Origin of the sequence: Halomonas colorata (assembly GCF_014897985.1) — a bacterium.
In the GTDB taxonomy this organism is placed as follows: Bacteria; Pseudomonadota; Gammaproteobacteria; order Pseudomonadales; family Halomonadaceae; genus Vreelandella; species Vreelandella colorata.
In genome coordinates this window covers 62,503-76,731 of record NZ_JABUZA010000004.1, presented here as the reverse complement: position 1 = coordinate 76,731, position 14,229 = coordinate 62,503, and the positions used below count along the sequence as shown (strand labels likewise).

Below are 14,229 nucleotides of genomic sequence, written 5' to 3'. Positions count from 1 at the left end.
TTGATGCAGGGTCAGCATGACGGGCTCCGGCGCATAAGCAGATACAGAAAGTAGGGCCCGCCCAAAAGGCTCGTTAGCAGCCCGACCGGGATCTCGGCAGGTGCACCTAGCGTACGTGCCAGGGTGTCTGCGACCACTAACAGCAGCGCCCCGCCCAGCATTGAGGCAGGCAGGAGTAGCCGGTGCCCAGGCCCTAGCCAAAGCCGTAAACAGTGGGGAACCAGCAGGCCAAGAAAGCCAATGACACCCGTGAGTGCCACGCAAAGCCCGACGCCAAGTGAGGTGGCCACGACAATGCGGCGTTTCAGGCGGTTGGCATCCAGCCCCGCCGCATGGGCTGTGGTCTCACCTAGCTGAAGCAGGTCAAGTTCGCTGGCGCTGCGCATTAGCATCCACAGTGCCAGGCTAATCAGTACCAGGGCGATAGCGGTGGTTCGCCATAAGGCATGGGTTAGCGTGCCCATCCCCCACAGGCTCAGTTGGCGCAGCTGTTCATCACTGGCGATAAACGCAAGGACACCACCCGCAGCACCGGCCAGGGTGTTAATCGCCAGGCCCGCTAGCAGCAGGGTCATAACAGCGGCACTGCCACCCTGGCGTTTGGCCAAGCCAAACACGATCACACATACGCTCAGTGCCCCCAAAAAGCCCGCAGCGAACTGACCGTAAAGGCTGTTGGCAGCGCTATCCTGAAAAACAACGATCCATAGCGCCACAAATAGCCCGGCACCGCTGGCAAGGCCGAGCAGCGTTGGGTCGGCTAAAGGGTTACGAAATAGCCCCTGCATGGCTGCGCCGCTGCCCGCGAGCATGGCGCCTACGGCAACCCCCAGCAGCAAGCGCGGTAAGCGCAGCTGCCACCAAACCTGTGTGCTGAGCGTATCTGCATTGCCGCTTAGCAGTGCCCATGGGGAAAGCCCTAACGCTCCTGACGCCGAGCCCCACGCCAAGGCAAGTAACAGCGCAAGCGTTAAACCGATAAGGACTCGTGGAGCGCGCCCCATCGGTCGCATCGTGCGCTGACGATAAGCCGTTAAGCTGACCATTACGGCGCAGCCAGCGCAGTGGGCGAGACGTTAAGTATCGCTTCAACATCCTGGCGTAAGGCTAACAGCAGGTCGGGCGCACGCGGCCCAAAGCCCAACAGTGCCTGATCATCGATAACGATTAACCGCTGCTTCTGGCCTGCCGGAGTAAGTGCCATACCGGGTAATTGCCATAAGGCCGTTGGGCCGCCCATAGCCTCTAAACCGCGCGCCGACATAATGATCAGCTCAGGCGCCTCGCGCACCAACGCCTCGGCGCCAACGCTGTGGTAGCCCTCCATTGCTGCGAAGGCGTTTTCCAGCCCGACGGCTTCAAGCGCCGTATGCGCCGCGGTTTGGCGACCAGCCGCACGCGGCGTTAAGCCGCTATGCTGGAGAATAAACATCGTCCGAGTTGAAGGTAAGGGGGGCAAATCGGCTAGGTATTCAAGCTTGTCAGTCAAGGTTTGCGCTAAAGCGTTGGCTTGTTCAGGCCGGTCAGTGTAGCCACCCACCGCGCGAACCTTTTCAGCAATGGCCGCTAGCGTAGCGGGTGCGTTAACCACATCCAGCGTAACGCCGACAGCGTCCAGCTGCTCAAGCACTTCTTTAGGGCCGGCATGCTGATTGGCAAGGATACGGTCAGGCTGAACCGACAGTACGCTTTCGGCCGAGAGCTGGCGCAAGTAACCTACGGAGGGCAGCGCTGTCAGGGGCTCAGGATAGAGAACCGTATCGTCGCGGGCGACCAAATTAATGTCAGCATTCAAGGCCGAAAGCGTTTCAGCAATATCGCCGCCCAGCACAACCCAACGTTCGCTGGCGCTCGTTTCCAGGCTGAACAACAGCGCAAGCAAAACGCTGGAGAGCAGTCGAATATGCTGCTTCATGCCACGGCCTCACGCTGATGAAGCTCATTCAATAGCTGCCGCCAGGCGGCGGATTCTGGGTTGCCCTCGCGGCGCTCGGCATATAGTTGCAGGACTAATGAGCCTTGTGCGTCAAACGCTTCAATACTGGTGACGCCTCCATCACGATTGGGTTTAGACACTTGCCACACCTGATCAATGGCAGTGTCGTCCAAGTGCAGGGTAAAGCTATCGCCAAACAGATTCAGCCAGCCCCGTGCGCGCTGGGGTGTGGGCAGTGTGCCCGTGCGGATTTGTACGCAGCCGGGGCTGGCGACAAACAGCATGAGTGGCAAGGTGTGCTGGCTTGCCTGATGGAGCACGTTTTCCAATATGTTAGCCGGTAGCGCTCGGGTGTAGTGGCCCTCCATCAGCTGGTTGGCCTCAATACGCTCCAGGCGATGGCGCTGCAGCAGAGCGAAGAATTGATGCACGTCCTGCATCGCTCCCCATTCGCTCGCAAGGTCGGGGGCGTTGGGAAGCGGGCGTTTTAGGCGCGGTGCACTCTGAGTGAACGCCGGAGTGTCCTGGGTGCCGAGTGCTGCTAACGCGTTCCAGGCGCTGGGAAGCGGTGTTTCCAGCGCAAAGCATTTGTGCACGGCGCAGCCGTGCTGGTTAAATATTTGCAGGCTCCAGCGCCACTCCTTTGAGCCATCTTGCGAAGGCATGGCATCGCGAATCAAGCACACCCAGTGCCAGTGGGGATACAGCAAGCGAAGATCCAAACCGCCAGGGTCGAGCAGCAGACCTGTTTGGGATCCGCCACGCAGTTCAGGATAGACCCCGGTTTGCTCAAGTACGGCCAGGCGTGAGCGGGTCAGCGATTTTACGCGGCCAAGCGTGGGCAGATAGCTTGCGATCTCGCTGGGTGGCAAGGGCAGTGTCCATACATCACGGCCCAGGCGAGCCGCCTGTAACTCGCCTTCGCTAATGGCTAGACGCTCGGCAATGTCGATGGCGGGCAGACGCGGCTGGGCCGCCCGCGCAGCATCAAAGGCTTCCAGAATAGCGATTTGTTGGGATTGAGTCATAGCGCACCTATATCGAGTTCACTGAATGGATTTACCACTGCCAGTTGAGGGTAGCGAACAGGCTGCGCCCATCGCCTAAGCTGCCATCGGGGCGGTACCACACTTTATCGCCCAGGTTGGCCAGGCGTAGCGAGGTATCAATGGCGGGGGTAAGGCGCCAAGCCAGGTGCACATCGTGCAGCCCATAGCCAGGCAGACGCTCGTCATCGCCCTGTTTATCAAAATCACGCGCCAAGCGGCTTTGCCAGCCGATACGCACATCATGGTTGTAGAGCGCCACTTCACTGCCGAGGGTCACTTCCATGGGGGTCTGACTGCCTAGCGCGCCGCCGCTGTCGCGGTCTTTACCGGAAACTTCTGAGAGTCCTATAAAGCTTGTAAGCAGAGGAAAGGCGCCGGGCTGCCAGGCAACGCGAGCGTCATAGCCCCATAGTTGGGCGCGCTGTACGTTCACGGCCTGAGTGGTACCCGCCATAATGTCGACCTGGGTGTCGATAAAGTCATCGGCGCGGGTGTCGAAGTAGCTGGCGCGCACCTGCCAATCGCCTTGATGCCAGACCACGCCACTTTCCCAGGTATGGCTGGATTCAGGAGACAGGTTAGGGTTAGGCACCCAGTAATTGTCGGGGGTACAGAAGAAAGGCCCGGCGCAGAAACCGGCAAAGTGGCGCTCGTTGGCGTATAGCTCAGAAAGGCTCGGCGCGCGGAAGGCTTCGGCGTAACCGGAGAACAGCATCAGCGCTTCATCGGGGCGCCAGGCCAGGCGAAAACGTGGCGAGACCTGGTCATGCACGCTATCGGCATCGCCTTGGCCGGTGGCGTCGTAACGGTCATAGCGGGCCCCCAGGCCTACATCAAACTGGCCGGCACCGCCCTCTGCTAGATAGCGGCCAGCGGTTAGCGTGGTGTCTAAATAAGCGGCCTGAGTGTCGATATCGGCTTTTGGAAAGCCGTTGGCGTTACCCTCCGGGCGCTGGCGCGCCTGCTCCAGTTCGCCACCAAATACCAATGTTTGGGAGAGCCAGCCGTGATTGATGGTGTGGTAGCCATCGCTTTGCAGGCCAACGCGTTCCAGCGTGCGGCTGGCTTGGGGCTCATCAATATCCTGCTGGCTAAACGTCAGTCGTGAGGTGATTTCTGTCGCTTGACCGGGCTGCCAGCGGTGGCCAAGCTGTAGATTGTTACTTTCGACATTCCGGTCGCGCAGCGGGTTACTGGCATCGCGTGATAACTGCTGAGGGTTAGCGGGCTGGGTGGCACGCTCATCGTAATGCTGCCAGCTGATAAACACCCGCTGATCGCTACTCGGCTCCCAACCGCCTTTGACCAGCAGGCTGTTGAGCGAGGCATCGTCTTCGGCCTCCTCGCCACCTGCGCGGCGAATATCACCGGACTCGCTACGGCCTATTGAAATCAGGCCATCCACTTGACCACTGGGTGCAGCGTGACGCCCAAAGGCTGTCAGACTGCCACGTAGCTCATCATTTGCTGTAGCGCCGCCAACAGAAAGCCGGGCGCCGCTGTCTTGGCCGGGGGCAAGCAAGTCCTTGGCTTCTACGCTCGTGAAACTTACCACGCCGCCCATGGCGTTACTGCCATAAAGGCTTGATAGTGCGCCTCGCGCTATCTGGACTTCCTGGATCAGCGCTGGGTCCAGGAAGAAGTTGCCTACGTGGCCAGTGGAAATATCCTGGCGAACGCCATCCAGTCGAACCAGCACGCCCTGGCGGCCAAACCCCCGCATGCTCAGCGTTTGACCGTTACGCCGTCCTGGCCCGGCCACATGCAGGCCTGGTTGACGGCTCAGTACATCTTCAATGCGGCCAGCGGTAGCCAGAACGGCATCATCACGGTCGATAATATCGATAATCAACGGTGCGCGAGAAAGGTCGGTAGGCGTCCGCGTGCCGGTAACGGTCACTGGATCCGCCGTTGATTGCGCTAACGCAGGGGCGATAAGCAAGGGGCAAAGAGCAAGGTAAAGCGGGCAAAGCGAGTAAACACGTTTCATGAGCCAGACCGTTCCAACAATAAGGAGGGTAATTGAAGCTGGCTGGGTGCGTTGGCTACCTGGCTGGCGTTAAGCGGCGTAAGAACTGATGGAGCGTTACGCCGTTAAAATAAGTTTTCCGCTTCTGGTAATACGCAATACGTAGCGGCGATTGTCATGTTGAATCACCAGTTGACCTTGCGGCCCAAGCAATTCGCGGCTTTCGACCTCACGAGGCGCAGGCGTATTGTCTGATTCTGTACCTCTATCGGCAAACTGCATGAGATACTGTCCCTTATGTTAATGATAATTATTGCCGATAAGATAGCAGGCCATTTGCGTCGGCTCAAGTAGATGAATAAGGAACCTGACCAAGCGTAGGGGAAGGGGGAGAGAAAGGCGTAGACAATGAAAGCGCTTTGAATCGTGCTTAATGTTTGAATTCAGGGGCGCAATATGGCCTTAAAAGTTATGTAGGAAATTTAGGTGAGCTATCAACTATCAGCTCACCTAAGTTAATAAGACTTAAAATTGGCTTTCAATGAAGCAATATCATATAGGTTGGATATTAATAATTAACCGTTTGTTAGATAACGTACGGCCAATACGACCAACCATTGATGGCTACTTCATTAAAGGGGTTTTATCCCGCTTTTTGGTTAACCAGCGTCTTAGCCAACTGGGTTAGCTTATTATCGGTGTTCTTTTCTTCTTCAAGCGTTTCAGCCAGAATATTTTTGGCTTCGCTATAGCCTAGCTGCTCGGCAAGAGCACACAGGGTGCCGTAAGTCGCAATTTCATAATGTTCGACTTTCTGAGCCGCGCCGATCAGGCCTGCATCGCGCACCGGGCCTTTCTCAGTGGCATCTATCAGCTCCTGGCCCTCTTCGATCAAGCCTTCCATTGCATGACACTTCATGCGCTTGATTCGAATATCTGGCAGGCTGTCGGCTACTTTTTCAAGCCTTTCCAGCTGGCCTTGGGTTTCTTCCAGGTGGTGCTTGAATGCCTCAGCCAGTTGGGGGTCATCAGCTGCCCGAGCTAATTTGGGTAGCGCCTTTGTTATCTGCTTTTCAGCACTGTTCGTGTCGGAAAGAAGATGAATGAAAAGGTCCTTGGCGTTTTTAATAACCATCGTATCGCTCCTGCTTGATTAAAAAGGATCATCCGTAATAAACGTTTACAGCCCTTTTAAAACTAGCAGGGAATTTGTGCCGGATAAATTTACGTAAGTTAAGCTTTGAGTTGTATATTAAGTATTTTAATACATCATTTTTTAAAGTTTTCAAAAAGGAGAGTTGATGAAAGTTAAGGTGGTAAAGGTGGCTGAATAATATACGCGCTACAGCCCACCGATAAGCAATTGAGCAGCCACGCTAAACATCATAAGCGCTACGCCAATATCAATAAGACGCCAGGTAACTGGGCGCGCAAGCCAAGGCGCAAGGCTTGCGCCACCCAAGGCCAGTGCGCTGAACCATATAAATGAGCCGCTAGTGGCCCCCAAGGCGTAGGCGCCGGGCATTGGCTGCTGGGCGCCGAGTGCGCCAATCAGCAATACGGTATCCAGGTAGACATGCGGGTTAAGCAGCGTGACCGCCAGTGCGGCTAGCATTACGGCGTTTAACGAGCGGGATGATGTGTCAGTCGCCCGAAGCGCTTGCGGGCGCCAGGCACGGTATAACGCCTGGCTGCCATACCAAAGCAAAAACGCAATGCCGCCCCAGCGTGCGATGGCAAGCAGTAGCGGGCTTTGCGTCAATATACTTGCCAGGCCAAATACGCCCGCGGTTATTAGCGTGGCATCACATAAAATGCACAGCAACGCGACCGCTATATGGTGCTCACGCCGCAGGCTTTGCGATAAAACGAACGCATTCTGTGCGCCAATCGCCATGATCAACCCAATTGCCATCAGCAGGCCGTTGCTGTAACTCTGCCACATTGCGTGTATTCCTTATTAATCGCTATTTAGGGCGCGTTATGCCGCCCGTAGTGGCCCAGTTTGCTAGAATCGTTTTTATAAGCAAAATGAATACTCCTGATGCCCTATAAGGAAAACTGATTGCTCGACTATAAATTGCTGGCCGCCCTGGCCGCCGTGGTAGAACAGGGCGGTTTTGAGCGCGCCGCGAATATGCTGGGGATATCCCAGTCGGCGGTATCGCAGCGGGTCAAGCTGCTGGAGGCGCGTATCGGCCAGCCGGTGTTAGTGCGCGCGACGCCGCCTGCTCCCACCGAAATCGGTCGTCGGCTGCTCAACCATGTACAGCAGGTACGCTTACTCGAGCGTGATCTCACGCGCCAGGTCCCCGCGTTGGATGACGCAGTGCCGGAGCGCCTGCGCTTGGCGATTAATGCAGACAGTCTGGCCACCTGGTGGCCCTCGGCGGTGAGTGGTTTTTGTACCCACCAGAACGTACTGCTGGAGTTGGTCGTCGAGGATCAGGAGGTGGGATTAAAACGTATGCGGGCAGGCGAAGTGGCAGGCTGTGTATGTGCGGCCGAGCGCCCTGTCGCGGGGGCAAGCAGCGTCGCGTTAGGCGCCATGCCGTATCTGGCGGTTGCAAGCCCAGCCTTTATGAAACAGTACTTTGCTGATGGCGTGGATGCAGACGTCTTGCCCCAGGCGCCAGCTATCGTGTTTGGTACCGATGATTTGCTACAGCATCGCTACCTAGCGGCGCTTGGTATTATCGGCAGCTTTGCCTATCACCTGTGTCCTTCATCGGAAGGTTTTGTACGTTTGCTGGAAAGCGGACTGGGCTGGGGAATGGTGCCGGAGCTTCAGGTGCGTGATGCGCTGGCGCAAGGCAAGCTGGTGGAGCTGATACCCGGGCGCGCCATCAATGTACCGCTCTATTGGCATTACTGGCGCAACGGCGGGCGCTTGCTGGCAGGTTTGACGCAGCACCTTCGCCGTGAAGCGTTAGAGGCATTGGTGCCGCGTTAGGTATAACGCTCGTTAAAAGATAGCGCGAACAGCAAAATACAGGACTGAAGGGGCAAGCAGCGCGCCGAGGCCAGTGTAGAACGTGGCCGTCATGGCACCATAAGGCACCAGCTTCGGGTCGGTGGCGGCAAGGCCAGCCGCCACGCCGCTGGTGGTGCCCATCAAACCGCCGAAAATCATCGCTGAACGTGGGTTATCCAGGCCGATATGACGGGCAGCGACAGGGGTTAGGATCATCACCAGAATCGATTTGAATAGGCCGGCGGCAATCGAAAGGGCGATGATCTCGGAAGACGCGCCAATTGAAGCACCCGCAATGGGTCCGACAATATAGGTTACGGTACCGGCGCCAATGGTTGTCAGCGAAATGGGGTCGCGATAACCGAACGCGTAGGCTACCGCCACCCCGGCAATGAAGGATACGAACACACCTAGAAACAGGGCGATAATACCGCTGAGACCCGCCTCGCGAACTTCTTGAAAACGTACCCCGTAAGCCGTGGCTATAATCGCCAGATCGCGCAGCATGCCGCCGCCCATTAAGCCTAGCCCGGCAAATAGGCTGATATCGGCAAGACCTCGCGTACCGCCCGTATGAATACCGCCAAAATAGGCCAAGCCTAGCCCCACGATAATTGCAATGGCCGAGCCGTGAATACGCCCCTTGGTCAGTTTGTCGCTGATCAGATAGGAGAGGTACATGGCGCCGCCCACTAAGGCAAACGCCGCGATCAGGTGCTGTTTCTCAAGCTGAGTGACTAACGATTCAATCATAATAGTGGCCCCCAGTTAGCGGGCATGGCGCGCGCGAGCACGAGCATGAGATGGTGAGGAGGCACTTAACACTTTACGCGGCTTGTGTGGCGGAGTGCTTTCCTGAGTATCGGAGGCCTTGGGACGGCCAAGCTTGTTGAGAAAGGGAATTAACGCAAAGCTTGCGACTACCGCGACCAGGCTTGCGAGTAGCGCAATCAGACCGCCATCAATCGCGGCGGCGACATTCTGGCTGGCGGCCATTGCGACCACAATCGGAATATACATGCCGTTCCAGAACTTGATACCGTCTTCCGTGCTGGCGGGCATCTTCTTTTTGTCCATCAGATAGCCGCCCAGGAAGATCAGCATCAGCATGGCAATGCCAACACCCCCTACGTTCGAATTGACGCCGAGCAGCATGCCCAGCACATCACCAGCCCATAGGCCGACCAACATACACCCTGCCAGAAGGGCAACACCGTAAATCACCATGGCACAATTCCTGTCTTATCGTTGTTGTGAGGAGCACTTTTTATGGCCGCAGTCAGGGCTTGGCCCGATCCCCTGCGGCGCGGGAAGTAGGCTCAAACGTTAGCCGTCGCACGCTCTTGAGTGAATGTATCCGTGTAGGTGGTGCGCAGCTGATTCTTCTGAATTTTGCCCATCACGTTGCGCGGCAACGACTCGGCAAAGAAGACTCGCTTAGGCTGTTTGTAACGGGCTACCTGATCCTTGAGAGCTGCAAGTATCTGCGCTTCGCTAATCGCGTCTGAAGCGCTGGGCACGACCACTGCCACAACCCCTTCGCCAAGATCACCATGCGGCACGCCAATGACGGCGGATTCCATCACCCCCGGTAAGTCATCGATCAACTGCTCGACTTCTTTCGGATAGACGTTGTAGCCACCGGAAATCACCAGGTCCTTGTCACGGCCCACGATGTTCAGGTAACCGTGTTCGTCGATAAGCCCCAGGTCGCCGGTAATGAAGAAGCCGTCATCACGAAATTCGGCCTGAGTTTTTTCCGGCATACGCCAATAACCCTGGAAAATATTCGGGCCGCGTAGCTCAACCATGCCGGTTTCGCCCTGAGCGAGCGCCTTGCCGCTTTCGCGGTCAGCGATACGCACTTCTACTCCGGGAAGCGGCATGCCTACCGTGCCCGGGCGGCGCTTACCGTGGTAAGGGTTGGAGGTGTTCATATTGGTTTCGGTCATGCCGTAACGCTCAAGAATGGCATGGCCGGTGCGCTCTTCGAATGCTTCGTGGGTTTCAGCCAACAAGGGTGCCGAGCCTGAAATAAACAGGCGCATATTGGCAACCACCTCGCGGTTCAAACGCTCGGAGGCAAGCAGGCGGGTATAGAAGGTCGGCACGCCCATCAGCACGGTGGCGTGGGGCATGAGATCCAGCAGCTCATCAACATCGAGCTTGGGCAGGAACGTCATCGAAGCGCCGTTGATCAGCGTGATGTTGCACGCCACAAACAGGCCGTGGGTATGGAAAATCGGCAGTGCGTGGATCAGGTGATCCTGCTCGGTATACTGCCACGCTTCACTAAGCGACTGGCTATTGGAGGCCAGGTTCTTGTGGCTGAGCATGGCGCCCTTGGAGCGCCCGGTGGTGCCAGAGGTATATAGAATTGCCGCCAGATCGTCGCCTGCTACTTCGCACACCTGTTCGGTTTCCGGCGCATTAGCGACTTTTTCCATCAGGCTGCCGTCGGCCTTGGTGCCCAGGCTTTCTACATGGGCAACGCCACTGGTGCTGGCGCGTTCCTGAGCCTCTTTGAGTACTGCCGGGCGGCACACGTAAAGCTGTGGTTGCGCATCTTCGAGAAAGTAGGCAATTTCGCTGTCGGTATAGGCCGTATTGAGCGGCAGATACACTGCGCCGACCTGTAGGCAGGCAAGATACAGCATGACGATTTCAGGACTTTTATCGACCTGGACGGCGACTCTGTCGCCCGGCGAAACGCCTAGTTCCAGAAGGACGCTGGCCATTTTTCGGCTGGTCGTTAGGACATCGCCATACCGGTAGCGCTTACCCTCCAGCGTATCCATCAACACCTTGTTGGGCTGACGTTCAAAGTGCGGGTAAAACTGCAGGTAAAGGTTGTGGTTCATGAAAGGTGCCTTGTTATTTTGCGAGCGCTAACCGTTAAACGCTCGCTTCAGTATTGAAATGCTGGCTAGCCTGGCTTGCCAGTCGACGAATATCATTGGCGCATACCACGCTGTGGTCGCGGGTGTAGGCTTCATGATTCTGTTCGATACGGTCCAGCTGGTAGAGGTAATTGACCATCAGCCCGTGCGCTTGTTGGCGCCCTTTGGAGGAGGTGTCGCCCAGCCAGTTAAGCCGGTGAAGGCTTGCGCCATTGCCTAAATGGAAGCGCGCGACAGGATTAAGCGGTTGGCCGCTTCGGTGCTTGGCCTCGACCAGATAATGCGCGGCGAGGCGCATGAATTCCTTATGTGCGGCCGCCGGTAGCTCGTTTGTTTCAGGGGTGTCCAGAAAGGCTTCCAGAGGGCCGGACGGCGTGATGGCCTGAGAGGTCCGCTGCTCGGCCAGCCAGTCAGCAAAGCCCGGTACCGGTGACAGGGTGACGAAGTTCTTGAGCTGCGGCAGCTCGCGGCTGAGTTCCTGAACCACCTGCTTGATTAAGAAATTGCCGAACGATACGCCTTTAAGCCCTGCCTGGCAGTTGCTGATGCTGTAGAAGACTGCGGTATCGGCTTCATCCAGCGGCACCTCTTCGCCGTGTTCCAGAATGCGCTGCACGTTGTCGGGGATACCTTTGCATAGCGCCACTTCCACAAAGATAAGCGGCTCATCACCGGTTGCCGGGTGAAAGAAGGCGTAACAGCGGCGATCTTCCGGGTCTAGTCGGCGGCGCAGGTCACGCCAGTCGCTGATGGCGTGCACGGCTTCGTATTGAATCAGCTTTTCCAGCACGGCGGCGGGCGTGTTCCAGTCGATGCTTTCCAGCACCAGAAAGCCCCGGTTGAACCAGGAATTAAACAGATGGGAAAAATCGCTATTCAGCGCGGCAAGCTCGGGTGCGTGACGTAGCTGCTTGAGCAGGTCGGCACGCATTTTCACGAGCTCAAAGGTACCGCCCGGGCAAAGGTTCAAGCGGCGCAGTAAATCCTGGCGACGTGGCTCACAAGCGTTAAACAGCTTTTCAAGGGCCGCGTTATCTTCAGTCTCACAGTAAGCCTGGTACGCGGCATGAATGGCCCCTGGCTCGGCAGCGTAATCACTGGCAAGCAGCGAGAAGAAGGCCAGGCGCTCTTCGGGCTCCAGCTGCTGATAGTGGGTTAAGGCGCGCTGCGCGGTCATTATCTGGGAGGCTTCACCGCCGCGCTGCATCAGCGTTTCACAAGCCGAAGAGAGAGCGTGAAGGTGCGCATCACTGCTTTGCGTGGCGTTAGCAGCGCTGCCTAATAGGCGAGTACGCGTGCTGATATTGGAGAGTAGCCCTTGAAGAAACGTCATGTTCACATTCATGCACATCGACCTCTGGATGGACAATTCGCTAGCAGCGCACGCTCGATGGCGCTAGAGAGATGTATCAGGTGGCTTGTTATATATAACAAATAGAGGTTTAAAATATCTGGGTCAAGAGGCAGAAGGGTAGACATAGGGCGAAGAGGTCGCTGAAAGCCACAGCCAGACGGGCTTTAGCTGGAATGGTGAGGTGCAAATGAAGTGTGAAAAGCGTATTGCAGAGCAGTAGAGTGGCTTCGGTACTGAGGAATTAAAGCTGCTGCGCGGTCAGGACATGGCATAGAGCGCATATCGCCATGATCATCACCGCACAGCCGTCAAACTTTCAGGCAGTTGTTTAAAAAGTGCTTATGCGTTTTACCTGCGCTTAGCCGTTATTCGGCGTCGCGGTTGATGTTAAACGGCGACCACGCCTGGCGAACCGGCATGATTTCCAAACGGTTGATATTGATATGCGCAGGCAGCGTGGCGAGGTAATAAAGCTGCTCGGCAATATCTTCGGCCTGTAGCGGCGTGGTGCCGCGATAAAGCGCATCAGACGCCTCCTGGTTGCCCTTGGTGCGTACCAGCGTGAATTCAGTTTCTGCCATGCCGGGGGCAAGGTCGGTCACACGAATACCGGTGCCCAGCAGGTCACAGCGCAGGTTGTAGCTAAATTGCTGAACGAATGCTTTGGAGGCGCCATACACATGGCCGCCGGGGTAGGGCCACTGGCCAGCAACGGAACCAAGGTTAAGAATGCTGGCGCCTTCACCCTGAGTAAGCAGGAGTGGAAGTGCGGCGTGGGTAACGTTAACCAGGCCCGTGATGTTGGTGTCGATCATGGTGTGCCAGTCTTTAAGATCGACCTTCTGTGCCGGTTCTGGAGCTAGCGCCAGACCTGCATTGTTGATCAGGCAGGTGAGGGGTAAAAAGCTTTCGGGTAGCTCGCCCAGTGCCTTGGTGACAGCATCGCTATCGCGAACATCCAGGGTCAGAGTGAGTACCGGCACCTGCTTAGAAAGTTCTTCCTCAAGCGCCTTTAGGCGCTCTTCCCGACGGCCGGTCAGAATCAATGACCAGCCGGCTTGTGCAAAACGCATGGCGGCGGCTTTACCAAAGCCAGAGGTAGCACCGGTAATTAAAACGCTAGGCATCGCGAAGACTCCTTCATCAAGGGGGCAAATAGGCTCAGCTCTAATGTAGCCTGTTTGGGCTTACTTAATGAAGAGTTGATGGCTATTTGCTCTTACCGTAAGCGATTGGGTGTGCAGAGCAAATACTGCGCTTTTCAGGCTAGCCAAGCTGACGCCGCCAACGGTTTTCGATGGTTTCAGGCTCCGTCGGGCCGTAGTAAACGCTGTTGGTGCCTGAATTGCTGCTGGCACAATAGTGCCCCCACAGCTGATCGCCCAAGTCGTAATGCCACCACTCGCTGGGGAGGTTGGTGAAACCTTGCTCAGCCATGGTGTGGTAGAGCAGGCGGCGGTGGTCGCGGGCGTTACGCTGATTAGCAGTTAGGCTATCTAGCTTCTCAAAGTGATCCGTATGAGAGGCGGGCAGCGTTTCATCAAACAGGGTGCCCATGTCTAGTGGGACGCCATCTGCGTCGCAAAGCGTGACATCCACCGCGCCGCCGGTTAGATGAGGGCTTGGGGCGCTGGGATCTTGGCTGGGCACGGAAACAAACTCGCGGGTACGCGCTAAGAGCTCGCTTTCCGATAATTCAGGCTGACGGTTTTGAATCGCCGCCTGCAGGGTTTCAAACAGGTATTGCTGGACCCGCCACGGGCGCCAGCCATCCAGCACAATAAGCCCGATGCCGTCAGGCAGGCTGCGTGCTGCGGTCATCAGCGCCCGGTAAACGCCTTCGCGCACGAAGCACTCGTTCACAGCACCAGGGATGCCCAGACGTGCGTAAGCCGGGAACACCCGAATAGGAGCGGGTGCCAGACTCATGGGAAGCAAGCGCTCGCCGTTATCGGTAATGGACAGGCGGCTGACCTTGTCCCACTGGGGAGCCGGGTGGCTAGGTATAGGCGACAAGGCCTTATCAGAAATCGAAGGTGCAGGCATT

At 56.8% G+C, this 14,229-nt stretch carries 14 protein-coding genes; 1 reads left to right on the top strand and 13 read right to left on the bottom strand.

Translation table 11 applies throughout. The features are described 5' to 3' along the window. Positions 1-11: 11 nt before the first annotated feature. The 7 genes from INT33_RS03550 to INT33_RS03520 form a co-directional block, all read right to left on the bottom strand. The gene (locus INT33_RS03550; protein ID WP_226940058.1) at positions 12-1,046 is read right to left on the bottom strand and encodes a FecCD family ABC transporter permease; all 1,035 of its coding nucleotides are present in this window, start codon (positions 1,044-1,046) and stop codon (positions 12-14) included. Next, positions 1,046-1,915: a heme/hemin ABC transporter substrate-binding protein gene (locus INT33_RS03545; protein ID WP_192536647.1), complete on the bottom strand. Its 870-nt coding sequence runs from the start codon at positions 1,913-1,915 to the stop codon at positions 1,046-1,048. Before INT33_RS03545 ends, INT33_RS03550 begins: the two co-directional genes overlap by 1 nt. Continuing rightward, positions 1,912-2,964, bottom strand: a complete 1,053-nt coding sequence (locus INT33_RS03540) for a ChuX/HutX family heme-like substrate-binding protein (protein WP_192536646.1) — start codon at positions 2,962-2,964, stop codon at positions 1,912-1,914. The genes INT33_RS03545 and INT33_RS03540 overlap by 4 nt, the downstream gene beginning before the upstream one ends. Before the next feature lie 31 nt (positions 2,965-2,995). Next, entirely contained in the window at positions 2,996-4,975 is a 1,980-nt protein-coding gene (locus tag INT33_RS03535; protein ID WP_193091114.1) for a TonB-dependent receptor domain-containing protein, read from the bottom strand. A gap of 96 nt (positions 4,976-5,071) precedes the next feature. Continuing rightward, the gene (hemP, locus tag INT33_RS03530) at positions 5,072-5,236 is read right to left on the bottom strand and encodes a hemin uptake protein HemP (RefSeq protein ID WP_192536644.1); all 165 of its coding nucleotides are present in this window, start codon (positions 5,234-5,236) and stop codon (positions 5,072-5,074) included. A gap of 361 nt (positions 5,237-5,597) precedes the next feature. Continuing rightward, on the bottom strand, positions 5,598-6,089 hold the full coding sequence (locus INT33_RS03525; protein ID WP_192536643.1) for a YciE/YciF ferroxidase family protein: 492 nt from the start codon (positions 6,087-6,089) through the stop codon (positions 5,598-5,600). 207 nt (positions 6,090-6,296) lie between these two features. Beyond that, positions 6,297-6,899 (bottom strand): LysE/ArgO family amino acid transporter, encoded by a 603-nt coding sequence (locus tag INT33_RS03520; protein WP_193091113.1) that lies wholly within the window; start codon positions 6,897-6,899, stop codon positions 6,297-6,299. 120 nt (positions 6,900-7,019) lie between these two features. Here INT33_RS03520 and INT33_RS03515 point away from each other — a divergent pair, with 120 nt between their 5' ends. Beyond that, positions 7,020-7,907 carry a LysR family transcriptional regulator ArgP gene (locus INT33_RS03515; protein WP_193091112.1) on the top strand — a complete coding sequence of 296 codons (888 nt, stop codon included), beginning with the start codon at positions 7,020-7,022 and terminating at the stop codon, positions 7,905-7,907. Between the two features lie 12 nt (positions 7,908-7,919). Here the strand turns inward: INT33_RS03515 and madM are convergent, their stop codons facing one another. From madM to INT33_RS03485, 6 genes are all read right to left on the bottom strand, one after another. Further along, entirely contained in the window at positions 7,920-8,681 is a 762-nt protein-coding gene (madM, locus tag INT33_RS03510; RefSeq protein WP_193091111.1) for a malonate transporter subunit MadM, read from the bottom strand. A 15-nt stretch (positions 8,682-8,696) separates the two neighbouring features. Then, a complete protein-coding gene (gene madL, locus INT33_RS03505; protein ID WP_192536640.1) occupies positions 8,697-9,155 on the bottom strand; it encodes a malonate transporter subunit MadL in 459 nt (152 codons plus the stop codon). Positions 9,156-9,247: 92 nt separating this feature from the next. Beyond that, positions 9,248-10,789 carry a malonate--CoA ligase gene (locus INT33_RS03500; RefSeq protein WP_193091110.1) on the bottom strand — a complete coding sequence of 514 codons (1,542 nt, stop codon included), beginning with the start codon at positions 10,787-10,789 and terminating at the stop codon, positions 9,248-9,250. A gap of 34 nt (positions 10,790-10,823) precedes the next feature. Then, complete coding sequence (locus tag INT33_RS03495; protein WP_193091109.1) at positions 10,824-12,161, bottom strand: malonyl-CoA decarboxylase; 1,338 nt, start codon at positions 12,159-12,161, stop codon at positions 10,824-10,826. A 386-nt stretch (positions 12,162-12,547) separates the two neighbouring features. Further along, positions 12,548-13,309: an SDR family NAD(P)-dependent oxidoreductase gene (locus tag INT33_RS03490; RefSeq protein ID WP_192536637.1), complete on the bottom strand. Its 762-nt coding sequence runs from the start codon at positions 13,307-13,309 to the stop codon at positions 12,548-12,550. Positions 13,310-13,448: 139 nt separating this feature from the next. Next, positions 13,449-14,228: a M15 family metallopeptidase gene (locus tag INT33_RS03485; protein WP_192536636.1), complete on the bottom strand. Its 780-nt coding sequence runs from the start codon at positions 14,226-14,228 to the stop codon at positions 13,449-13,451. Position 14,229 lies beyond the last annotated feature (1 nt).